Origin of the sequence: Sneathiella chungangensis, from assembly GCF_009882935.1 — a bacterium.
Taxonomy (GTDB): Bacteria; Pseudomonadota; Alphaproteobacteria; order Sneathiellales; family Sneathiellaceae; genus Sneathiella; species Sneathiella chungangensis.
This window is the reverse complement of record NZ_WTVA01000001.1, coordinates 224,223-247,235: the sequence shown is the minus strand read 5'-3', so window position 1 is coordinate 247,235 and position 23,013 is coordinate 224,223. Positions and strand designations below refer to the sequence as shown.

Annotated in this window: 22 protein-coding genes and 1 tRNA gene; 7 read left to right on the top strand and 16 right to left on the bottom strand. The window is 53.3% G+C overall.

From position 1 onward, the window contains the following. The first annotated feature begins 19 nt into the window (after positions 1-19). Positions 20-1,333, top strand: coding sequence for a GTPase HflX (gene hflX, locus GQF03_RS01170; protein ID WP_161337352.1), 1,314 nt, complete (start codon positions 20-22; stop codon positions 1,331-1,333). An 11-nt stretch (positions 1,334-1,344) separates the two neighbouring features. Here hflX and mazG read toward each other — a convergent pair whose 3' ends face one another. Beyond that, positions 1,345-2,169 carry a nucleoside triphosphate pyrophosphohydrolase gene (gene mazG / locus GQF03_RS01165; protein ID WP_161337351.1) on the bottom strand — a complete coding sequence of 275 codons (825 nt, stop codon included), beginning with the start codon at positions 2,167-2,169 and terminating at the stop codon, positions 1,345-1,347. Between the two features lie 105 nt (positions 2,170-2,274). Here mazG and GQF03_RS01160 point away from each other — a divergent pair, with 105 nt between their 5' ends. Further along, on the top strand, positions 2,275-2,862 hold the full coding sequence (locus GQF03_RS01160; protein ID WP_161337350.1) for a regulatory protein RecX: 588 nt from the start codon (positions 2,275-2,277) through the stop codon (positions 2,860-2,862). Positions 2,863-2,962: 100 nt separating this feature from the next. Here the strand turns inward: GQF03_RS01160 and GQF03_RS01155 are convergent, their stop codons facing one another. The 8 genes from GQF03_RS01155 to GQF03_RS01120 all read right to left on the bottom strand — a co-directional run bounded on the left by GQF03_RS01155 (position 2,963) and on the right by GQF03_RS01120 (position 10,031). Beyond that, positions 2,963-3,430 (bottom strand): GNAT family N-acetyltransferase, encoded by a 468-nt coding sequence (locus tag GQF03_RS01155; RefSeq protein ID WP_206376071.1) that lies wholly within the window; start codon positions 3,428-3,430, stop codon positions 2,963-2,965. Then, a complete protein-coding gene (locus tag GQF03_RS01150) occupies positions 3,430-4,188 on the bottom strand; it encodes an MBL fold metallo-hydrolase (protein ID WP_161337349.1) in 759 nt (252 codons plus the stop codon). The genes GQF03_RS01155 and GQF03_RS01150 overlap by 1 nt, the downstream gene beginning before the upstream one ends. Beyond that, entirely contained in the window at positions 4,188-4,973 is a 786-nt protein-coding gene (locus GQF03_RS01145) for a TatD family hydrolase (protein ID WP_161337348.1), read from the bottom strand. Before GQF03_RS01145 ends, GQF03_RS01150 begins: the two co-directional genes overlap by 1 nt. Positions 4,974-4,996: 23 nt before the next feature. Continuing rightward, a complete protein-coding gene (locus GQF03_RS01140) occupies positions 4,997-6,097 on the bottom strand; it encodes a DNA polymerase III subunit delta' (protein WP_161337347.1) in 1,101 nt (366 codons plus the stop codon). Beyond that, positions 6,094-6,735 (bottom strand): dTMP kinase, encoded by a 642-nt coding sequence (tmk, locus tag GQF03_RS01135; RefSeq protein WP_161337346.1) that lies wholly within the window; start codon positions 6,733-6,735, stop codon positions 6,094-6,096. The genes GQF03_RS01140 and tmk overlap by 4 nt, the downstream gene beginning before the upstream one ends. 13 nt (positions 6,736-6,748) lie before the next feature. Further along, positions 6,749-7,924, bottom strand: coding sequence for a D-alanyl-D-alanine carboxypeptidase family protein (locus GQF03_RS01130; RefSeq protein WP_206376069.1), 1,176 nt, complete (start codon positions 7,922-7,924; stop codon positions 6,749-6,751). An 84-nt stretch (positions 7,925-8,008) separates the two neighbouring features. After that, positions 8,009-9,010 carry a septal ring lytic transglycosylase RlpA family protein gene (locus GQF03_RS01125; protein WP_206376067.1) on the bottom strand — a complete coding sequence of 334 codons (1,002 nt, stop codon included), beginning with the start codon at positions 9,008-9,010 and terminating at the stop codon, positions 8,009-8,011. Positions 9,011-9,044: 34 nt separating this feature from the next. Then, positions 9,045-10,031, bottom strand: coding sequence for a lytic murein transglycosylase (locus GQF03_RS01120; RefSeq protein WP_161337345.1), 987 nt, complete (start codon positions 10,029-10,031; stop codon positions 9,045-9,047). 225 nt (positions 10,032-10,256) lie between these two features. On the opposite strand from GQF03_RS01120, the gene GQF03_RS01115 reads away from it, so the two are divergent. Next, positions 10,257-10,346, top strand: a tRNA-Ser gene (locus GQF03_RS01115). A 21-nt stretch (positions 10,347-10,367) separates the two neighbouring features. On the opposite strand, the gene GQF03_RS01110 is transcribed toward GQF03_RS01115, so the two are convergent. Genes GQF03_RS01110 through GQF03_RS01095 form a run of 4 tightly spaced genes read right to left on the bottom strand, consistent with a single transcriptional unit; the run spans position 10,368 to position 14,873 of the window. Continuing rightward, positions 10,368-10,697, bottom strand: coding sequence for a hypothetical protein (locus GQF03_RS01110; protein WP_161337344.1), 330 nt, complete (start codon positions 10,695-10,697; stop codon positions 10,368-10,370). Positions 10,698-10,723: 26 nt separating this feature from the next. Continuing rightward, positions 10,724-12,196, bottom strand: coding sequence for a M81 family metallopeptidase (locus GQF03_RS01105; RefSeq protein ID WP_161337343.1), 1,473 nt, complete (start codon positions 12,194-12,196; stop codon positions 10,724-10,726). Continuing rightward, entirely contained in the window at positions 12,193-13,329 is a 1,137-nt protein-coding gene (locus GQF03_RS01100; protein ID WP_161337342.1) for an FAD-dependent oxidoreductase, read from the bottom strand. The genes GQF03_RS01105 and GQF03_RS01100 overlap by 4 nt, the downstream gene beginning before the upstream one ends. Continuing rightward, positions 13,326-14,873 (bottom strand): acetolactate synthase large subunit, encoded by a 1,548-nt coding sequence (locus GQF03_RS01095; RefSeq protein ID WP_161337341.1) that lies wholly within the window; start codon positions 14,871-14,873, stop codon positions 13,326-13,328. Before GQF03_RS01095 ends, GQF03_RS01100 begins: the two co-directional genes overlap by 4 nt. A gap of 318 nt (positions 14,874-15,191) precedes the next feature. Here GQF03_RS01095 and GQF03_RS01090 point away from each other — a divergent pair, with 318 nt between their 5' ends. The 4 genes from GQF03_RS01090 to GQF03_RS01075 all read left to right on the top strand — a co-directional run bounded on the left by GQF03_RS01090 (position 15,192) and on the right by GQF03_RS01075 (position 19,126). Beyond that, a complete protein-coding gene (locus tag GQF03_RS01090) occupies positions 15,192-16,232 on the top strand; it encodes an ABC transporter substrate-binding protein (protein ID WP_161337340.1) in 1,041 nt (346 codons plus the stop codon). Positions 16,233-16,303: 71 nt separating this feature from the next. Then, positions 16,304-17,488 carry an ABC transporter ATP-binding protein gene (locus tag GQF03_RS01085; protein WP_161337339.1) on the top strand — a complete coding sequence of 395 codons (1,185 nt, stop codon included), beginning with the start codon at positions 16,304-16,306 and terminating at the stop codon, positions 17,486-17,488. Continuing rightward, positions 17,485-18,321: an ABC transporter permease gene (locus tag GQF03_RS01080; RefSeq protein WP_161337338.1), complete on the top strand. Its 837-nt coding sequence runs from the start codon at positions 17,485-17,487 to the stop codon at positions 18,319-18,321. The genes GQF03_RS01085 and GQF03_RS01080 overlap by 4 nt, the downstream gene beginning before the upstream one ends. 13 nt (positions 18,322-18,334) lie before the next feature. Continuing rightward, the gene (locus tag GQF03_RS01075) at positions 18,335-19,126 is read left to right on the top strand and encodes an ABC transporter permease (protein ID WP_161338065.1); all 792 of its coding nucleotides are present in this window, start codon (positions 18,335-18,337) and stop codon (positions 19,124-19,126) included. Here GQF03_RS01075 and GQF03_RS01070 read toward each other — a convergent pair. The 3 genes from GQF03_RS01070 to GQF03_RS01060 all read right to left on the bottom strand — a co-directional run bounded on the left by GQF03_RS01070 (position 19,067) and on the right by GQF03_RS01060 (position 22,975). Continuing rightward, on the bottom strand, positions 19,067-20,086 hold the full coding sequence (locus tag GQF03_RS01070) for a LysR substrate-binding domain-containing protein (protein ID WP_161337337.1): 1,020 nt from the start codon (positions 20,084-20,086) through the stop codon (positions 19,067-19,069). The two genes, GQF03_RS01075 and GQF03_RS01070, sit on opposite strands and share 60 nt — an antisense overlap. 108 nt (positions 20,087-20,194) lie before the next feature. Further along, a complete protein-coding gene (locus GQF03_RS01065; RefSeq protein WP_161337336.1) occupies positions 20,195-21,490 on the bottom strand; it encodes an NAD(P)/FAD-dependent oxidoreductase in 1,296 nt (431 codons plus the stop codon). A gap of 51 nt (positions 21,491-21,541) precedes the next feature. Further along, positions 21,542-22,975: an amidase gene (locus GQF03_RS01060; RefSeq protein ID WP_161337335.1), complete on the bottom strand. Its 1,434-nt coding sequence runs from the start codon at positions 22,973-22,975 to the stop codon at positions 21,542-21,544. Between the last annotated feature and the right edge of the window lie 38 nt (positions 22,976-23,013).

Below are 23,013 nucleotides of genomic sequence, written 5' to 3'. Positions count from 1 at the left end.
GCGCTGCTGATATCCACATATGGAAGCTAATTCGGAACGCGATGGATTGCGTTCGGGTGAGGCGGCGCTTGTCCTGCATCCCTATATAAAGAGCGGTCCGCAGACAAAGCTGCGCGATCCGGTGAGTTGCCTGGAAGAAGCGGTGGCGCTGACCGCCGCCATTTCCCTTGACGTTGTTCATGCCGAGATCGTGCCGCTCGCCAAGGCGCGGCCGGGCACGTTGCTCGGCGAGGGGAAAATTTCCGAACTCGCGGATTTCATCAAGAACTCGGAGATCGATGTCGTCATTATCGATGGTCCCGTCTCGCCCGTACAGCAACGCAACCTTGAACGGCGGTGGCATGTCAAGATTGTCGACCGGACCGGCCTGATCCTCGAGATATTCGGCGAACGGGCGCAAACGCGCGAAGGCGCGCTGCAGGTCGAACTCGCGCATCTCAGCTATCAGCGGACCCGACTCGTGCGGTCCTGGACCCATCTGGAGCGGCAGCGCGGCTCCCTCAGCTTCATTGGCGGCCCCGGTGAATCGCAGCTTGAGATCGACCGGCGACTGATCGATGAGCGGATCACCAAGATCAAGCGTCAGCTCGGCTCCGTCGTCCAGACGCGGGAACTGCACCGGGCGAAGCGCAAAAAGGTGCCGTATCCCATCGTGGCGCTCGTCGGTTATACCAATGCCGGCAAATCGACGCTATTTAACCGGATGACGGAATCGCAGGTTTTTGCGAAGGACCTGCTCTTTGCCACGCTCGATCCGACAATGCGCAAGGTGTCGCTGCCGGGCGGGCAGCCGGTGATCCTCTCTGACACGGTCGGATTCATTTCCGATCTGCCGACCGAACTCGTCGCCGCCTTTCGCGCGACGCTCGAGGAGGTGCTGGAGGCCGACCTGATCGTCCATGTCCGCGATATCACCCATGTGGATTCGGAGGCGCAGCGCCAGGACGTTCTCGATGTTCTGCAACGCCTCGGCGTCGATACCGATGACGAGACCCTGTATCTCGAAGTCCTGAACAAGATTGATCTGCTGGGGCCAGAGGAAAAGGAAAGAGTGCTGAACAGTGTTTCGCGCGATGTCCGGCAGGTGGCGATCTCGGCGGTGACGGGCGAGGGGACAGACTCCTTCCTTGCGCTGATCGAGGGGATGCTGACCGCCAAGCAGCAGATAATGGAGCTCGATATTCCGGCTGCCGACGGGGCCACCTTGTCCTGGATTTACCGCCATGGCACGGTACTGGATCGCTCCAACAGGGACGACAAGGTCCATATCGAGGCGAAGTTCTCGCCGGAAAATCTTGGAAGATTGGAGAAAATTCTTAAAAATAACTCATAATATATTGATTTTTAAGAATTTATTTTATCTTTGATCCGTATTTCGTTCCAGATGGCGTCCATTTCTTCCAGACTGCTTTCGACTATCTTTTTTCCCTTACTTTCAATCGTTTCTTCGACTTTCTGAAAGCGTCTGATAAATTTCCGGTTGGCGTCGCGCAGCACGGTTTCCGGGTCCAGTTCCAGATGCCGGCCGAGGTTGGCGAGAACGAAAAGAAGATCGCCATATTCCTCCGCAATGCGATCCTTCCTGCCGCCGTCGTCGATCTCCGTTCGCAATTCGCCGAGTTCTTCCACGATCTTGTCGAATACCGGCGTGATAGACGGCCAGTCAAACCCGACGCGCGCCGCCCGTTTTTGCAGTTTTACGGCACGGGTCAGGGCCGGAAGGGTCTCGGCGACGCCATCGAGAGCGGACGGCGCCTTGGCCGATGTCGCGGTTTTGGCGGCGCGTTCGCGGGCCTTGGTTTCCTCCCAGGCGAGGGTTTGCGCCTCCGCCGTGGCAATATCGGCGCTGCCGAAAACATGGGGGTGGCGGCGGACCATCTTTTCTGAAATCGCCTCGATCACGTCGTTGAAGTCAAAATCGCCAGATTCCTTCGCCATCTGGGCGTAAAAGACGACCTGGAACATCAGATCGCCGAGTTCGTCTTTAAGCTCGTCCATGTCGCCTTTGGCGATCGCCTCGGCGACTTCATAGGCTTCCTCGATTGTATGCGGCGCGATGGTGCTGAAATCCTGCTCCAGATCCCACGGACAACCGCCGTCCGGATCCCGTAATTTCTTCATGATATCAAGCAGTTGATCAATAGGGACGGCAGCATTTCTTTGCGGCATTGGGCGGTCTTTCACAGTGAACTGAATATCCGGGCAGTTTAAGGGATTTCCTTTCCCGCTGGCCATAAGTAACATTGGATTTCCTGGAATTTTATTGAGTTTTCCATGACGGAAGAGCGAAAACCGGACAAGAAGCGCGCGAGAAATTTCGTCGAGCCCACGAAAAAATGGCTGCGCGATCAGGCGCTGCGCTATCTGAACCGTTTTCCGGCGACCAGCCACAAGATGGCTCAGCATCTGCTGCGAAAGGCGGAACCGCATGCCGAACATTTCGACATTGCACGGGAGACCCTCAAGTCCGACGTCGATGCGGTCGTTGCGGAGCTTGTAAAGGTCGGCTTCATCAATGATGCGGAATTTGCCGCGAGCAAGGCGCGCCTGATGGCGCGCCAGGGGCGGTCTGTAGCGCAGATCGGCCTCAAGCTCCAGGAGATGGAATTTTCCGACAGCGATCAGGTGCAGGCGCTCGATGCGCTTGGCGAGGACAGGCAAGGACTCGACAGGCGCGCGGCGGCGCGTTTCGTGAAAAGACGGCGGTTCGGGCCGTACAAGCCGGAGAAGACACGAAGCGAGCGCCGCAACCGGGAGCTTGCATCGCTCGCGCGTCAGGGATTTTCCTTCGATGTGGCGACGCTGGTGATTGACGCGGAGACGGTCGAGGATATCGAAGCCATCATCTATGGCGACGAATAGCCGTCGATTTAGCCAGGTTATTCATGGGATAGGGCAGAATAAATTCCGTTGCGACCTCATATCCGTAATACGCATAATATATATTATGGAAAATAATGGGCTAGGTAATATCAACCTTATAGCCGATATGGCTCGCTGTGAGGCCAGCCCCCTCATAGAAGCGGTGGGCATCAGGGCGGGATTTATCGGTGGTGAGTTGCAACAGCTGGCATCTGTTTGCCTGAGCGCGCTCTATGGCGTCCGCCATCAACCGTTTTCCGATATTCTGTCCGCGCATGCTGCTGTCGACGCGAACGCCTTCGATTTGTGCGCGTGACGATCCGCTGCGTGAAATGCCGTGGATCACCGTGAACTGATAACAGCAAACGATGCGGTCATTGATGGCGCCGACAATATAGTCATTGCCCGGCTGGCTCTCCATGGCCTCGAATGCCTCCAGATAAACCTGCGGCAATGGATCGGTCAGGACTTCGCGTGTGGACCCGAGCTGATCCTGAATGAGCAGTCGGACAATCTCGGGAAGATCTTCCGCGCATGCGATCTTGAACTGCAGCTCATCCGTCATCATCAAGCCTCTATCACCATGCCGTCATAGGCCGGCTCGACGCCCTTGGGCAGTTCCTTCAGCAGCGTCTGGTAATCCAGATCTACATGCATATTCGTTAAGATCGCCCGTCGTGGTTTCAGGCGCTCGATCCATTTGAGCGCGGTTTCCAGGTTCACATGGGTTGGATGCGGCGTATAGCGCATGGCGTCGACGATCCAGGTATCGACGCCGTTAAGGATTTCGAATCCGCGATCGTCGAGATTGACCAGATCGTTCGAATAGCCGATCGGCCCCATGCGAAAGCCGAGGCTCGTGATACTGCCGTGATCCTGCTCGAACGGGATAAAATCGATATCGCCGATGGTAAACGGCCCGTCGATGAAATGCTCCTGCAAGATCGCCGGATATGGGTTCCCTTCCAGCTGACGGAAGCAATAGTCAAAGCGCCGCATCAGGATATCGAGCGTCTTGTGGTCGCCCCAAACGTTAACACGGTGGCGGTTACGGATCGCCAGTACGCGCAACTCGTCTATGCCATGGCACTGGTCGGCATGCTCATGGGTCCAGACGACCGCATCCAGCTTTCCGATGCCGGCATCCAGCAACTGCTCGCGGATATCCGGCGAGGTATCGATTAGCACCGTGGTGTTCTTTTCCTTGAGCAGGATTGAGCAGCGCCGCCGGCGGTTTTTCGGCTCCGTCGGGTCGCAGGCGCCCCAGTCATTGCCTATGCGCGGAACCCCGCCGGAGGTGCCGCAGCCGAGGATCGTCACTTCCATTAGATTTTCCGCTCTATCTTATTGAAAAGGTTAAAGAAATTATCCGTCGTAATGGCGGCGAGCGCCTCCGGATCGAGCCCTTTTAATTCGGCGACCTTCGCCGCCGTGTGGGCAACAAAGGACGGTTCATTCGTCTTGCCGCGCTTGGGAACCGGAGCAAGATACGGACTGTCCGTCTCGACCAGAAGTCTTTCGACGGGAATGTTGCGGACATGCGCGCGAAGGTCGTCGGCGGGCTTAAAGGTGACAATTCCGGAAATGGATATGTAAAATCCGATTTCCATAGATTTTTCAGCAACTTCCCAACCCGAGCTAAAGCAATGGATAACCCCCGTGAAGGGCCCCTTCTCATATTCTTCATGTAAAATCTTAACGGTATCCGCATCCGCATCGCGCGTATGCACGATGAGCGGCAGTCCCGTCTCCCGCGCCGCGGCGATATGAACGCGGAAACTTTTCTCCTGCAACGTGCGCGGTGCATGTTCGTAGAAATAATCGAGGCCCGTCTCGCCGATGCCGACGACCTTCGGATGCTGGCTGAGCTCGATGAGTTTCGCCGCGGTGACGTCCGCCGCCTCGCTTTCCGCCTCATGCGGATGCACGCCGACGGAACAGTGAATTTCGTCATAGCGTTCGGCAATGGCGCGCACGCCCGAAAATTCTCGGAGTTTCGTGCCGATGGTCAGCATATGCCCGACCCCGGCCTCCCTCGCCCGCGCGACGACCGCGTCGAGCTCGCTTGAGAGCTGTTCGAAATTCAAATGGCAATGACTATCGACTAACATCAACTATCCGGCTGTTTTTGTTGTTATCTGCCCATGCGTTCTACATTCAAAAACAGGTTGAGCACAACCTGTTTGCGGTCGAGATTGATGGAATCCGCCTTTTTTATCAGCTCATTCCCCTTATCCCAGAGGTTCGCCCATGCCGATGGCGGATGGGCAGCGGCCATGCGTTTCATGATGTCCGCCTCACCCGGCACCAAAATATCCGTCTCGAAATTCTCGCTGGCGGCGCGCACAAGGCGGGTCAGCCACCAGGGATAAAGCTCGCAGATACTCCGATAGACCGCCTCCGCGTCCTTGGTGCCGCTGCTATCGGCAAGGGCATGCAGCTTTTCCGCATCAAGACGCGGGTAGCCCCTGAAGATATCGAGGATCGCGGTGAATATTTCAAGCCCCTTGGCATCGAGCAGGCGGAGTGCCTTGCCCGGGCTCCCCTCGGCGAGGATCAGCAGCATCTCAAGCTGTTCCGGCGACAGGATTTCACAATAGGGTGTCAGAACCTCCCGCATATGCGCGTCGTTCAGGGGCCTTAGCGCGAGTTGCCGGCAGCGTGACCGGATGGTCGGCAGCAACCCCGCTGGCGTATGCGAGAGCAGCAGGAACAGGGTTTTCTTCGGCGGCTCTTCCAGGATTTTGAGAATGGCGTTGGCGGCGCTCGCGTTCATGTCGTCGACGGGATCAATGATAACGATCCGCCAGCTGCCTTCGGATGCGGTGAGCTGAAAGAAGGAGTTGAGCGCCCTCACCTCGTCGACACGGATGACCGTGAAGAATTTCTTGTTCTTGGTATCATACTGCCGCCTGAGGACGGCAAGGCCAGGGTGCGATCCGGCCCGCAGAAGCGCAAGTGACGGATGATTTTCCGAAACATCCAGGGTTTCCGGCGGGCCGAACAGTCCCCCTGCTCCCTCCCCATCCTGACAGAGAAGGAATTTCGCGGCCCGATAGGCAAAGGTCGCCTTGCCAACGCCCTTCGCGCCGGTGACCAGCCAGGCATGATGAAACCGTCCGCTCAGGTAGTTGCCAAGAAACAGCTTTTCCGCCGCCTCATGCCCGATAAGGCGCCCGGTGTCCTGCGGATGCGGATAACCATCGAGCTTATCGGAAAGGGGAATGTCACTCACGGCGCCAGCCGCGCAACCAGGATATCGCGCATTTCCTGCTGAATGGCGTCGATCGCGCCCGACGCATCGACAAGGACGCACCGGTCGGGATGTTTCCGGGCGATCTCGTGAAAACCACCGCGCAGCCGTTCATGAAAGGCGAGATCCATCTTCTCGAAGCGATCCTCGTCATGGGTGCGCCCCTCGGTGCGGCGGAGCCCCTCCTCTGCCGGGAGATCGAGGATAAAGGTCAGGTCGGGATTGAAGTCGCCAACGGCGAAATCCTGTATTGTCCGGACGGCGGCTTCGCCAAGCTGGTTTCCGTATCCCTGATAGGCCATGGTGGAATCCGCGAAGCGATCGGAAATCACCCATTTACCCGCGGCAAGTGCCGGGCGGATGGTCAGGCGGATATGATTGCGCCGGGCGGCATTGAACAGCAGGGTTTCCCCCACCGCATCCCATCTGTCAGGCTCGCCTGTCAGGATTAGCTCGCGGATTTCATCTGCTCCCGGCGCGCCCCCCGGTTCCCGGGTCACGACGCAGTCAATGCCACGTGTCGCCAGAAATTCGGCGAGAAGACGGCATTGGGTTGACTTGCCGCTGCCGTCCCCACCTTCCAATGTGATGAATTTTCCCTGCACCGGTTCCCTTGCCATCCGGGTCGGCCGCCTAATTGGCGGGCGGGCCGAAAACCAGATATTCGACCGCCGATGTCAGGCGCTTGAACGGGCCGGGACGCGTGACATCCTCCATGGCGACGAGGGGGACAGAGACGGTCTCCATTTCCGGGGCCGAGACAACCAGCTGCGCGACCGGTGTTCCCTTGACGATCGGGGCCGGGATCGGTTCGTTATAGACGACCTTGACGACCATGGATTTCCGCGCCTGACGGGAGAGAGTTACGGTCAGGTCGGATTCCACGGTCAGCGGCACGGTATCCTGACTGCCGAGCCAGACCCGGGCGTTGTCAACCACATCCCCCGCCTTGAAGAGCGCATAGTTATCGAACTCGCGGAAGGCCCATTCCATCAGACGTTCGGATTCGCGGCTGCGTTCCTTCGCGTTCTCAAGGCCATTCACCACAAGGATCAGTCGCCGTCCGTTGCGTTCTGACGAGCCGACGAGACCATAACCGGATTCTTCCGTATGCCCGGTTTTAAGGCCGTCCGCGCCGTTATCCTTGTAGAGAAGCGGATTGCGGTTGCCCTGATTAATCTCGCTGTAGGTAAAGTCCTTTTCCGCGAAAATCGGATAATATTCCGGAAAATCCTCGATGATATGCTTGGCCAGCATTCCCAGTTCCCGCGCCGTCATTTTATGGTTCGGATCGGGCCAGCCCGTTGCGTTCGCGAAGGTGCTTTTCTGAAGACCCAGTTCCCGCGCCCGCGCCGTCATGGCGTCAGCGAAGGCTTCCTCGGAACCGCCAAGGCCTTCGGCCACCACGATGCAGGCGTCATTGCCGGACTGCACGATGATCCCGCGCAGAAGATCGCCAATCTTTACGCGGGTATCCACCTCGACGAACATCTTCGAACCGCCTTTTTTCCAGGCCTTTTCACTGACCGGCAAGGTGTCGTCCATCGACAGCGATCCTTCCTTCAGCCGTTCGAACAGCATCGTGATCGTCATCAGCTTGCTCATGGATGCCGGCGCCATCAGGTCATCGGCATTCTTCTCAAGGAGGATAGCCCCGGTATTCATGTCAAAAATGAAGGCTTCGCGGGCCGGGGTATCGATGGCGTCCGCCCGGGCGGCGGTGATGCTCAAGGCCATGCAAAGGCAAAGAAGAGAGAAAATCCGGGTGGAAAAGGTCCTGCATGTCATTGCGGTTACGCTTTCAGTCATTGTTATCACTTGGGTCTGTCAACAGAATCCGGTTGATGTTCAGCCGAATTCCCTAACGGCAAAATCAGGCCAGTTTGTGGCCGCTTACTCGATTATAATCCGGGCGTCCGTGTGACCGGTATTGAGCAGGTTGGCCAGCAACTGATCGGCTTCGGCGATATTGTCAACCGGACCAACCCGTACGCGGTAAAAATCCTGCCCGTTCACCAGTACCTGGCTCACCTTGGTCGGACCGAGGGACGAGAGCCGCGCACTCAGGATATTGGCATTGTTATAATCGACAAAGGCGCCCGCCTGAATAAAAATCTCACTCTGCGCGACCGGGGCGACGGTCACCACATTTGTCGGCCCGTTGTAGGGCGCGGTGCTGGCGATCTGGGTCTCGACAGCGGGCGACGGTGCCGGCAGTGGCTCAATCTTCGGCAGTGGGGCCGCCTTGACATTCGGCGGCGGCGCAAGGGTATCGGCCACGATGGTCGCCTGCGGCGCGGCGGCAACGGCATTTTTCTCGTTAAGCGGCGTATTCGGTTTGGCGATAACGGTATTGCCGTCGATCGTATCGGAATTGATCACCTGCACGCGGACCTTCGCTGTTCCATTCTCTACCATTCCCAAAAGCTGGGCGGAGCGATAGGACAGATCGATGATGCGGGAATGCGCAAACGGTCCCCGGTCATTTACGGTCACGATGATCGACCGCCCGTTTTCCAGGTTGGTGACCCGCACATCCGTTGGCAGCGGCAGGGTCTTGTGGGCGGCGGTCAGCTGATGCATGTCATAGACAGCGCCGTTCGCGGTTTTGCGACCATGAAACGGCTCCCCATACCAGGACGCGATCCCGGTTTCGTCATAGGAATTGTCTTCCTTCGGATAGTACCAGATACCGTCCACCTGGTAGGGATTGCCGATCTTCGGCGTCCCCCGGTCGATGCCGGCACTGGTGACCGTGCTGTTCTGCTTGTCATAGGCGGCATGGTATTTCTTTGCGCCATAGCTGAGCAGGTTGACCTCGGAGCAGCCGCCGAGCAGCATTGTCGTTGCGGCGAGGATCAGGAATCCGGATTTCGGCATCGGTTTTGTCATCATACTACCACCTTATACGCTACGCACTTTCAATATTCTAGCCGTCCCCGATCCGGTCGGCGAGAAAGCCGACGGACATGGCGAAATAGGTTGACCGGTTCCATTTCAGAATGGTCCGGTAATTGTTGTACACCAGAAAAGTCTGGCCGTTGCCGCCCTTGGGCTGCACCAGAGAGCCGACCAGTTGGCGATCCGGCAACGGACTGCCATCGGACTTGCGCACCCCGAGTTCCTCCCATTCGCGCATCGGCTTGGCGACGTCTAGATCGATGAGGGCGGGATCGAAGCCTTCCGGCAGCCGGACCTCCCTCCCCCATGTCTGGTCATACTGCCAGCCGGATTTGGCGAGGTAATTGGCGGCGGAGGCGAAGACGTCGGCTTTCGTTGTCCAGATATCGCGTTTCCCGTCCGCGTCGTAGTCGACGGCGAAATTGACGAAACTGGAGGGCATGAACTGCGACTGACCCATGGCACCGGCCCAGGAGCCCTTCATGTCGGCAAGCGCGATATGGTTCTCATCGAGGATCCGGAGCGCGAGCAGCAATTCCTTGCGGAAATAATCCGCCCGGCGGTTGTCATAGGCAAGGGTCGTCAGCGCGTCGATGACGCTGAAGCCGCCGGTATATTTGCCAAAGCGCGTCTCGACGCCCCAAAGGGCAACGATAAATCGAGGCTGCACGCCATATTTCCGGCCAATTTCTTCAAGCAGGGGACGATGCTCGTTAAGCATGGCCTTGCCGGAATCGATCAGCGATTGCGGCAGGCGCTGCGCCATATATTCCTGAAATGTCTGGACGACTTCCGGCTGCTTGCGGTCGAGTTTGACGACTTTCTCGATCAATTGCACATTGGCGAATGCGCTTTCAAGGGTGCCCTCGCTGATGCCCTTTTCCCGTGCTTCGGTCTTGAATTTCTCGAGCCAGACGTCAAATGACTCCTGCGCGGCGAAAGCCGGCGTGGAAACAGCAACGAGGAAAATGCCAAACAAAAGTACAAGAATGTTACGCGCAGATAACTTTGCCATTTGAACTCCGAATTACGACCCCCTCCTTTTTGCCACAAACCCCAAGGATTCGCAACGGGTTCGGCATGAAAAGACTTGATTTTTACCGATTAACGGATGCGGCGCGGGAATTGTGAATTCGGCCCTGAAAGATATTGACAGCCCCCTGCCGGAACTTTAAACGATCAGGACCAGTTGCGGGTGGTGATGCACGGAAGGTCGGCGCATCCTTCAACGCCCGCCGCGGGAGGGTTGGCAGAGCGGTTGAATGCACTGGTCTTGAAAACCAGCAAGGGTGCAAGCCCTTCCGGGGTTCGAATCCCCGACCCTCCGCCATATAATCAATAAGGGCTGCTTTCATCTTCTCAATGTAATGGGATTTTCCGTGTTGAGTGGGCGGCCATGGGCAAATACAACAAAACAAGCAAAACTTAGTGCATTTTTATGTGTCATTAAGCGAGAGTACTTTGATAGATTTAGGGGTGAAGAATTGGGATATTTTGTCCCATCGTCGCCCTTCCAATAGAACTTTTGAGATATCAATTGACGCTGGTCTTTCATCAAAATCTCAACGCCGATTTCTCTGTTGCTGCCGGTGGTGATGGCCCCTATGGCATCGATACGGCGGGGACCATGATCGATAGTGTAGTGAAAAGCAATGGGGTAGGTTACGAACAGGAGCCCCACCCCCCTTGCCTCTTTCTGGCTAAAGCTTATTGCGCTGCCGCTCTCGGGTCTTCCACAACCGGCCAATAGTTTCCGTCGCGGTGTTTGTAGGGGGACACGGGCCCTTCAAACTGGATCGCACTTTCGGTTCGGGAATAAAGCACTTCGCTTGCGATGGGGGCAAAGCCAGCATAAAAATGTTGCGTAGATTTCACGCAGATGATGGGACGATTTGACAACTCAATTCCCATCTCGGTAAACGCGTTAGGATGAAAAGTCTGGACGCGTTTATCGCACAAAACAACATCAACGCCGTCAACGTCAATCCAAACGGCGGTGCCTGTGGTCATGGTTTGCCCGGCGACTGTGGTTTGCGTATGATTCTCCCGAATATTTTTAACAATCGCCTGTAAATCCAGAGGCGGTCCGGAGAAAGGACCAAATTTTCCGCCGACGCGCACTGTCATTCGAGTTCCGATGCCGGCGTTACAGCAGGAGGCGACCGCCATGGGATCATACATTAATCCGAAGACGGAGCCCTTTGCTTTCTGATCAAGCAAGGCGCTTAAGATAAAAGTGCTATCTCCTCCCGCGCCGGTTCCCGGATTGTCCGCGGCGTCGGCAATGACAACCGGCCCTGATTTCGCCTGCAAAGCTTTTTGAACAACTTCCTGTGCGCCGAGTGAAATATGGCGGGTCTTATGGCGCATATCCCAAATTTTTTCAGCGCATTTCTCAGCGGTTACCTTCGCCAATTCTGGATCTTTATCAGCATATACGAGCATACGGGAACCAAGTTGCGGGGTGTCTGCAAGGGCGAAGCCATGACAAAAACTCACAGATAGGATTGCTGAGTTATCGTTTTCAAGTGCAAACATTTCGGCGACGAAGGATTTCATCGGCTCCCGTGTCGTATGCCAAACACTCAACATATGGCATTCCGCGCGCCCTGCGACTGGCGTAATTTCACCCCGCATGGCGCGGTCACATAAAGTATAGAGATCTTCAGCCCGATCCAGAATATCCGTATGTGGATACTCCTTGTAAGGAACAATCAAGGTTGCCGCGTCGACCATTTCATTTGTCAGCACGCAGTGAAGATCAAGTTCGCAGCCAATTATGGTCGTAGGGCCGGATATCTCGCGGATGGCCTGCAACAACTCTCCCTCGCAATCGTGATGACCGTCAGCCACCATCGCACCATGAAGATTTAGTAAGATCATGTCGATAGACCCAGCCTGACGAAGATCTTCAAGGAGCATGTTTTTCAACGCTTCCCACGCGTCATGCGTCGTGGTTCCACCGGGCTGCGTATAAGTCATCAAGCCTTCAATAACTTCGTACCCATCTGATTCAGCTCGGCGACGCCAGCAATGCAGCGGAGATGTGAAATGTGTGGGAGGAGACTGCGTCGCATTCCCGCGAAAGAGACCATCATTCTGAAAGTCTTTTAGCCCTGTGGGAACGGCGGAAAATGTATTTGTTTCCGTGGCGATGCCGCCAATGAAAATACGGTTCATCTAGCAAACTCCATGATTCGGTTGGGTGAAAAATTATTTTGGTGCAGCCCGGCAAAACCGCAGAACTCCGGCAAAGGCTCTTTCAGCAATAATGCGGCTCCAACCTTAGAGAGAGCTGGAGAGCTTTGTACGCCAAAGCCACCTTGACCTGCATACCAGAAGAAACCTTCGGCCTGCGCATCGTATCCGACCACGGGATCTTCATCGGGAAAGAAGCTGCGCAGACCTGCCCAGGAGCGTTCAATACGTCTCACCGGGATATCCAGCCATTGCTGCATTTTGTCGATAGCAATGGCGATATCCATTTCGTCTGGCTGGACATCATGCGGCTTACAGGGCTCGGCGTCTACTGGCGACACCAGGAGGCCAGTAGCCTCTGGTTTCAAGTAAAAGGAATATTTCAAATCAGCAATCAATGGCCAACGTTCTGATTTTTCCCGGACAGTGGCGGGAATCATGACGATCGTCCGCTTTTTCGGGGATAACGGTAGCCGCATTGCGCCTGCCAAAGTGGCGACATTACTCGCAAATGCGCCGGCGGCATTCACAACAATTGGGCTTTCGAATTGTCGCCCGCCTGCCGTAACCGTCCAGATGCCCGAACGCTGAGATAATTTTGTTACGGGAGTTTGCAAATAAAGCTGGGCGCCCTCTTTTTTTGCGCCAGTTAGAAAACCCATATGAAGGCTGTTTACGTCGATGTCGTCCGTCTCGTCATCAATTAGAAGCGATACAACGCGCTCCGAAATCGGGATACCCAGTTTTTTCGCTTCGGAAAGCGGAGCCATCCGAACGGGCCTGCCGACATTTTGCATTTCCTTTGCACTGGCGATTAATTCCTCTTCATGCGTCGCGTCTGCCATCAGCAATGTACCTCGTGCAGAGACAAGCGGATAGGTAGTGAATCCCTCAGGCGGATTTCTCAAAAAATTGCGACTTGCCAGACTGCAAGCCTTTATGGCGGGTGCGCCTGCATACGGGGTCAGCAGGGCCGCGGAGCGGCCCGTCGAATGGAATGCGGGTGTTTCTTCCGCCTCCAGTAGCAGGACTTTGCATTTTGGAGCGAGGCGCCAGGCGAGAGAGGCCCCTGCGATCCCTGCACCTACTATAACGATGTCGGCGGTTTCGCTCACAACATAACCTCGATAAGTGTTGGCCCGGGATTGCGAAAAGCGGATTCCAGGGTTTTTTGGAACGCCTTTATCGTCTCAACTCTTTCGGCGGCAACGCCCATCCCCTCGGCCATCTTGACGAAATTCAGCTCCGGAGAATCTATGTTCAATGTTTTCTGTATTGCATTACCTTGAGTTCTAGTGACCAGTTTTTCAGCCTCTAATTGTAGGATTTTGTAAGTTCGGTTCACCAGAATTATGGTAATGACATGTAGGTTTTCTCGTGCCTGCGTCCAAAGTGCCTGTAGAGTATACATCGCCGAGCCATCACCTATCAGCGTAACGATAGGCCTGTCCGGGCGGGCAAAAGCACAGCCTGTTGCGGCGGGCGCCCCATAACCGATAGATCCGCCCATGTTCTGAAGCCACTCATGAGGTGCGGCTGTTGCTGTCGCTGCGGCAATCGGCACACTATTGGTTATTGCCTCATCAACAATTACAGCACCTTCGGGTAAAAGGGTCGCGAGAATATGCCCAACGGCACCGGCATCCAGGAGACCTGTTAATACGGGACGGTCTCCTGCTTTTGTTGTATGGGAGGCGACGCCATAGGCATCAACCGCATCCGCCAAAGCGGCGAGTGAGGCTATTGCATCTCCCGCCGGTGGACAAAAATCTACAATTTTACAGTCGTTGGGTGTGAGACGACCGGGCTTGCCAGGATAGGCAAAAAAAGCGACGGGAGCCTTCGCGCCGAGCAGCACCATCGCGGGCACATTTTGAAGAGTGGCCAACGCCGCTTCAATTGGGAACGGCAGGCGGGTAATGGGAACCCGCCCAATACCTCGATCAATAACCGGGTTAGTCGTTTGTGCAATTAGCCGTGTACCGGTTTTATCGGAAATTTGTCCGGCGATCTCAAGTGCTTTGCCGCGTACGGCATGATGCCCTAGTAGTAGGACACTGTTTGGTTGTCGCAATATGCGTACAGCTTCGTCAAGGCTGGCCGAACTGTGTTGAAAATTACTATTTATGAAATTGCTGGATATCTGCGCGGAACTATCCGCTTCGGACCAGGCCGCATCGGCAGGTAACAACAATGTTGAAACGCCGGGTTTCGGCCCAAGTGCCGCTTTAACCGCCGTATGAGTTGCGTTTGCAACGCCTGTCTTAACGGGAACCGTCAGGGTCGAGACACTTACGGTACGTGATAGCGCTTCAATATCTGATGTCAAAGGGGCATCAAGTGCACGATGCGTTGTTGCATGATCGCCGACAACATTCACTATTGGCGTTAAGGCGCGAGCGGCATTATGAAGGTTGGATAGCCCATTCGCCAAACCAGGCCCAAGATGTAAAAGCGTAACAGCTGGTTTGCCCGCTAACCTGCCATATCCGTCTGCGGCCCCGGTCGCGATATTTTCCTGGAGCGCAAGTACGGGGCGAATGTCTGCTCGTTGATCCAGGGCAGCGAGAAAATGCATCTCAGAGGTGCCCGGATTGGCGAAGCACAGATCAACACCGCAGTCTGCCAGCGTCTTTACAACCAGGTCCGCGCCGTTCATTTCTTCTTACCCCTTATAGAAATTATGAAACTTACTTTTGCGATATCTCACATGAAAAAAAAATGAATTATGATCACCATATCATATGAAATTGTTATGAACGGCGGTTGTTTGTTGTTTTCGCCAACTCAGCCGAACAACTGTTATATTGCGGAAGAAGAGCAAGTTCATCCCATGGGTATTTCAATTCAATCATAACCCACAGGAATAAATTATGCTGACAAATGAATTTTACAAAACGCCAATCGGTTAGCGATAGTGATTGAATATCGGCTGTCGCTCGAAATAGGCCGTGGTAAACAAAAGGGAGAAAGATTCATGAAACGCTGGTTCATTATGTTCGCATTGGCGATATTTGGCGCAGCGATGAGCAGTTCAGCCATCGCTGAGGTCATTCACGCAACATGGGGAGGTGGAGGTGCAATCAACCTTGCCAAATACGTGACAGATCCATTTACAGAGAAAACCGGAATTGTAGCCAAAGTAGCTGAGGTGCCAAATACTGCGGGAACTGTTCGTTCGCCGAATGCGTCGCAGTATAATGTTGTTACTGTTACATACTTCGAATCGATTGCTATGGCCGACCTTGACCTGCTCGAAGAATTTGAAGATAGCGAACTCCCGGGAGTTCAAAATTTGCCGCCTGAATTGGTCGTTCGTAATTCTGCCGGAAAGATCGTCGGCATTCCAACAAGTTTCGGGTATTTGGGTATTGCCTTCAGGAACGACATGGCAACCGCCGCAGACTTTGCCTCGTGGAACAACCTCGCAGATCCAAAATGGAAAGGAAAGCTGTCCATTACAAGGCCAATTTATGCGGCACCTTATGATTTGACTATGTTCGCCCACGCTAATGGCGGCGATGCCAACAATGTCGAGCCAGGTATGGCCACTCTGAAGGGATTAATCGCAAACTCACTGACGACCTATACGTCGCTGGCACATATGAATACGCTGCTCGGGCGCGGCGAAGTGATTGCTGTACCATATTATTCCACTCGGATCTGGCAAATGCGTAGAGATGGTGTCACTAATCTTGATATCGTTATTCCGAAAGAGGGTGCGTTGATGCTGCCCTACGCGGCGGTAGTGCCGAAGGGATCTAGCAATCGGGCCGATACTATTACCTATCTCGAGTGGCTGATCAGTGCGCATTCGCAAAAGGCAATGGCACTTGCAACAGGATCTCTGCCAACCAACACTACCGTAATATTACCGCCGGAGTTCGAACAAAGCATTGGAATGCCGATGAAGGAACTGTTGGCCAAAATGTACGTTCCTGATTGGAAAGTAGTTGTTGCAAATCGAGAAGAACGCGTGGATGCGGTCGAGCAGATTATGGCAAATACGCAAAAATAGCCTCCCAGCGGGGTGGGATAAATACTATGTGTCCCACCCCAATTTAAAATTATTGTGTACCGGAGTCTTGAATGACCAACATCCGCGCGAATTCCGTGAGCCAAATTGATGATGGAACGCCTTCTGCGCAAGGCAGTATTACAATTGAAAATGTCTCGAAGAGCTATGGAGAAACAGAAGTTCTTTCCAATGTTTCTCTTTCAATCGGGTCAGGCAGTTTTGTGACTCTACTTGGCCCGTCGGGGTGTGGTAAAACGACACTCTTACGGCTCATAGCCGGATTTATTGAACCATCCCGCGGCCAAATTAGTATCGATGGGCAGAATGTAAACGGTATTCCAACCCAGAAACGCCCAATTGGCATGGTGTTCCAGAACCTGGCTCTTTTCCCACATTTTACGGTATATGAGAACATTGCCTACGGATTGAAATTACGACAAATTTCTTCGAAGGAAATTGAATTTCGCGTTGGGCAATTCATTGAGTTGGTTGGCTTGCAAGGGCTTGGCGAACGACGGATAGCCCAGTTATCTGGCGGTCAAAAGCAACGGGTCGCACTCGCTCGTTCCCTCGTCCTTGAGCCTTCGATCCTGCTGCTGGACGAGCCACTTAGCGCCCTTGATCTACAACTACGCAAACAATTGCAGTTCAGCCTGAAGGATATCCAGAAGGTCTTAAAAACCACATTTGTTTTCGTAACGCATGATCAGGAAGAAGCGACTCTCATGTCCGATCAGGTTGTCGTTATGAGCGCAGGAGAAGTGCAGCAGATTGGCTCACCGCAATCTATTTATGAACGGCCGGAAACGCTGTTCGTATCCAAGTTCATCGGTGAAGTGAATGAACTTGCAGGAACAGTCCGCACGATAAAGGGGGATATGCTTGAAATCGATACAGCTATAGGCCTCATCTCCTTACCAAAGTCCACGGCGCACGGCTTGGTTGCCGTTGAAGGTGCACCTTGCGTTGTTTGTTTGCGTCCTGAAAAACTCATGACATTGCCCACTGGCAGTAGCGCCGCCGCGGGCAGAATTTCTTTTGACGGAGTCGTTGAAGACCGTCTCGCATTGGGACCAATGATACGCAATACTGTGAGATGCAAGAATCTAAAGTTAATATCACTGACGATGACGGGCAACGACGCAAACTCCCTGCATACAGGCGACCACTGCAGTGTTCAGTTCGACGCCGAAAATGTTCAATTATTTTCACCGCTTACCGGTGATTTGGCTTTGGCGTTTGGAGAGCGAGAATGAATACCGGCGAACCTTTCAGCCCCTCCAAAGCGTTAATGATTTTGCCCGTACTGATCCTTCTTGGCCTGTTTTTTGGATCAGTAATCTACCTGTTCAGTAATGCATTTACCGCGGGCGACGGTTTCTCGATGAAATATTTTCAGCAGATTATCGACCGTCCTGACTACATTGTCGTATTTATACGCACAATTATCGCTTCAGTTATCGTTGCCCTGCTTGCTGTGATTCTGTCCTATCCGATTGCATTGCTTTTATGGCGTGCGGATAAATGGCGCAATATGTTGCTGATTATTGTGCTCGTCCCTTGGCTTGTTAGCCTCGTCGTCCGTACCTATGGCTGGATCGTCCTACTCGGCACTAAAGGCTTCATCAATTCCATGCTGATATGGATTGGCGTAATTGAGGATCCATTGTCGTTGATGTTCAATGATCTTGGCGTTATTATTGGCCTTACCCATGTGCTTATACCTTTCGCGGTGATCTCAATTTTGTCGTCGCTTTTGCAGATTGAGAACAATTTGGAAGAAGCATCGCGTGTACTTGGCGCCGGTCCTGTTCAAACTTTCCGTTACATTGTTCTTCCACTTTCGTTGCCTGGCGCATTTACAGCATTAATAGTGATCTATCTGGCATGCATTGGCGCAATTGTTACGCCAATCCTGCTCGGGGGACTGTCGCAGAAATTTGTCGGCTCACAGATCTATCAGGAGGTAATGTATGCCTTCAATATGAATAAAGCGGCAGCATGGTCAATTTGTCTATTAGCACTCAGCTTTCTCTCTCTCGTGATCCTTAAAAAAATTGAGCGCCGCGTTTTGCGCGGACAGGAGTAGAACCGTGCCAAGAATGAATCGTAGTTTAAAATTGCTTGGAATAATACTTCTATGCGCTCTTCCGGCACCAATTTTTATCGTTATAGGGGCGTCTTTCAACGGCGGAGCCTATATCCAGTTTCCACCGGAAAGCGTGAGCCTGCGCTGGTATCTTGAAGCTTTTGCAGATCCAAGATGGCTGGATGCATTTTTAACGAGTTTTTGGATGGCTGCCGTTACCGCAATAATTACGACAGCGGTTAGTTTTTTGACGGCTTATTACGTGCTGCGTTATGCCCCACGTATCGCGTCAATGCTGGAAATTGCGATATTCTCTCCCCTCTTTTTCCCTCATGCGGCGATGGGGGTCGCCTTGGTCGCTCTTATCGCAGAGCTTGGTCTTCTCGGGAGGGCACCAGGTATTATTTTGGCGCATCTCATCGTCGTACTGCCATTTTCCTACCGGCCGATCTATATTTCGTTGCGTAGTATCGATCCTGATTTGATGCGTGCGGCAAATGTTCTGGGGGCAAGTGAATGGCGGGCGCTTAAGGATATAATCTTACCTATGTGCCGGTCTGGTATTCTGACGTCTTTGTTGTTTTCAGGTATTATCTCATTCGACGAGGTAACTGTGACTATGTTTTTGATTGGTCCCGAAATTACGACATTGCCTGTGCAGATTTTTACATTCATTCAGGACAGGGCATCCCCTGTCCTCGCAGCGATATCGACCATCAGCGTGATTGTAACATTCCTCGCGGTTCTAATTCTTGAGCGCGTGGCTGGCTTGGCCTTCTTTGTCCAGCGAGATAGCTCCGCCTGATGTGTTGTCCTCCGCGTTTATTGATCTTGGCAGTCTGATTGAGAGACCACTATTTGGCTGTTCAATTTCGCGATCAATTAACGCGGCTACTCTAAGGCGAAGATACTCCAAAAATGAATCAGTTAGCGCGGAGCGCTTTCTATCGCGGGGAAGCACGACATTGAAGGTAAACTCAATTGCTGGGCTGAAAGGACGGAAGGCAATGTCTTCGCGGAATTTGTAGTACAATCCCAAAGGTTCAACAATCGCGACTCCCATCCCGCGAGAAACCAATTCAATGGCTTCAACAGAGGAAAACACTTCGGTATTCATTTCCCTTTGAACACGATGTTGTTCAAAAACAGCGTCGATAATATGGCGCATTCGAGTCTCGCGCGGAAATGATACGAATGATTCTCCCGCAAGGTCCCTCGGGACGATTTCGTCCTTTGTCGCCAGAGGATGGTTCTTTGCCATAATACAAATGGCATTCGCGTGAAAAAGAATATTTGTTGTAAGTGCCGCTTGCTGCAGCTGTGTCACCGAAAAACCGACATCAACATTTTGTCCCATGACGTCACTTCCAACAGATGTAGAGACATCTAAAGAGATTTTGACGGCGGGATTGGCGCGAGAGAAATCAGCAAGTGCATCAGCCACCAATGTCCGTCCGATAGAGGCGGCAGATACCACACGTAACTCGCCTGTTCTCATGGCTTTTAGGTCCTGTGCGAACCGTTCGATGTCGGATAAGGACGCAAACATTCGACGAACTTCCTGAAACAGAAGTTTGGCTTCGTCCGTGGGCACTAAGCGTTTGCGATGGCGCCGAAACAAGGTAAGGGATAGATCCATTTCGAGTCCCGCCAACATCTTGCTCATGGCGGGTTGAGATACGCACATGCCATCAGCAGCGGCAGACACCGTACCGGTCTCCATAAATTTGACAAAGCCCTCCAATTGCCGATGTTTGATGCGCATAACTAGCCCCCAGTGTTTTCTTCTAGTTCGTGATTAAAAATTGTAGTCAATTCGAAAAGAACGACAACCCTTGTGATGAAGTTAGCTTTGACGGACTTTTTCTAGAGATCAGCGTGTAAACCTCTGTTGCACATTGTCTACCTGATCCATAAGGCGAAAATAACCAGTCATAAGGGGCAAAAACCAGGGGCGCTGATGATAGAATGGCAGGGTAGGAAACTTCAGGTTCCAAAATAGACTCTTTGGCCGATCGAGCATACCTTCGGCAGCACAATGACCGAGATAGCTTTGCATAGCGACGCCGCTGCCATTGCAACCGGCGGAATGGATAATGCCGTCGTTCTCGCCGAGATGAGGCATGAAGTCAAAAGTGAAGGCAATCTTCCCACTCCAGGCATGGCTAATTCCGGTGTCTCGCACTTCCGGGAAAATACGGTGTAGCCGAGCAAATAACTCCGGTGATACATGCGCTGGATCTCGATGGCTTAAAGTCGCCCGTCCCCCAAAGAGTAACCGTTGCCCATCAGGCGTGGGGCGAAAGTAGCTTAGCAAGCGGCGCGTGTCTGCGTAGGTCCTCCTATTGGGGAGTAAGCGATCCATCATTTTGGTGGGGAGCGGGTTTGTAACAATGATATAGCTTGCAACGGGAATTATTCGCCTTCGCAACCAGGGCTGAAGGCCGTCCGTGTACCCATTTGTGGCAATCAGAACCTTGTCGCAACTTAGGCGCCTGTTTTCCGACGTAACCTGCCATTTATTGGCCGTTCTACTAATACTGGTTACCGGCGTGTTCGAACACAAGCGAACACCTTCCTGCATCGCTTTCTGAACCAATCCATGTAAATAGCGCGCCGGGTGAAGTTGTCCGGATCGACCAATGACGGCACCTCCATGGAAAAGAGTTGATCCTATTTCGCGGTCCTGTTCAGAACTGGGTATTAGCTCCGCATCATTTGGGGCCACTTTTTTCATTTTTGTAGCCAAAGTGGCGTAATGTTGTGGTGACATGGCAGCAACGAAACGGCCAGAGCGGACATATTGTGAATCAACGGGCAAGGTTTTAAGTCGTTGTTCTATAAAGTCGAATGATTTGCTTGCCTCTTCACGCAAGCCCGCAATGGTTTGCTCAGACATATGGCGTTCCATTGGGGATTTTGCGGCAGATGTAGACCCTTTCCCAAGATTAATTCCGCTGCTTACATGCCCTGCATTTCTGGAACTGGCGCCTTGGCCGAACTCTTGCGCCTCCAGCACGGCGACAGACGCACCACCCTGCCGAAGGGTTATCGCTGCATTTAATCCTGTATATCCTCCCCCGATAATAATGACATCCATATGAGAGGAAAGGTCGTCTTGATGCCGTATTGGAGGACACTCTTCCCACCAGTAAGGTGTCGTTTTCATTGGTTGATCAAACGCCTCCACCTTAGGGGTTACGGGCATATGCGTGAGTCGTCACAACGTCGGCCATTCATTGTGCCAAGGCGCAAGCTTTGAAAGGGTGTTTGCAATATCGAGTAAACGCTGTTCATCAAACCAGCGACCAACCACATGCAGACCCGACGGCAGCCCGTCAGAAGTGAAGCCCATTGGAATATTGATTGCCGGATGACCGGTATGATTGAAGGTACCCGTATATCCGTACCAATTTGCGCGTAATGGTCCCGCTAACTCATTATTGATATAGATTGGATCGTTCTGAGTGTGATCATAATAGGGTGGCGGCGCAGAAACTGTTGGTGTGGCGATCACATCATAGGTAGAGAACAAGCTCTGAACTCTTCTAAAAAGGTCAGAACGTTTTGCCGGCGCGCTCTGTACATCAAGAAGATTCTGTTTTGCCCCTTCCTCAAGAGCATCGACAAGGATGGGATCCATAATATCACGATGTTCATCCAGATAATGACTGAGCCGTGCATGCTGATATGACCTCATTGCGGCCATCTGGGGTAGCTTATCCCAATCAAAATCATCCGAGCCGTCGTCGATTGTCGCGCCCTGCTCGCGAAGCCTGTCAAGCTGAGCATTGAAGAGAGCTTCGACATCATTGTCCAGCAGACGATTTCCCATCTTGCGGAATGTTAATACCTTTAGCCCTTTCATACTCATGTCCCCGTTGTCAGAGACTTTGAATTCTTCCTGCGGAATTTTTATGGACCAGGGATCCAATTCATATTCACCGCACATTACGGTCAGGCCGAGCGCCAGATCATCCGTCGTCCTAGAGCTAATGCCGAGGTTTACGAAACTTGAAAACAGCTCGATTGCTGTTTCATTGGGAATTCGGCCAAGTGTAGGTTTCAGACCTAATACACCGCAAACGGCGGCCGGGATACGGGATGAACCGGCCCCGTCCGTTGTAACGGCGATCGGGCCCATACCCGCCGCCACGGCGCAAGTCGCGCCGCCACTTGAGCCGCCCGGGGATCGATCTGTTTTCCATGGGTTTCGTGTATATCCGTGGCGAGGATTGTTGGTAAGGGCCTTAATACCAAATTCCGGTGTATTGGACTTGCCGACTAAAATTGCGCCCGCTCGGCGTAACCGTGCCACTGCTTCTGCATCTACATCGGGGATATTGCCCGCAAAAATATGGGACCCGAAGGCCGTTTCAACGCCCTTGGTAATTACCAGATCCTTAACGGAGAATGGAACCCCCGCCAATGGCCCCGGCATTTTTCCGTCTGCGATAGTGGCGTCCAGTTCTTTCGCGGCCGCCAGTGCGCCCGGTGCATCGACGCATGCATAAGCATTAATTTTGTTATCAACTTCCGCAATACGAGCCAAAACCGCCTCAGTTACTTCATAAGCCGTGAGTTCGCGGTTTGTTACAGACTTGGCAATTTCTGTTGCACTTTGTTGCCAGATTGGTGCTTTCGTTGATGGCATTGTTCTGTCTTCCCGTTTTTTACCGCAATTTTGGGCGG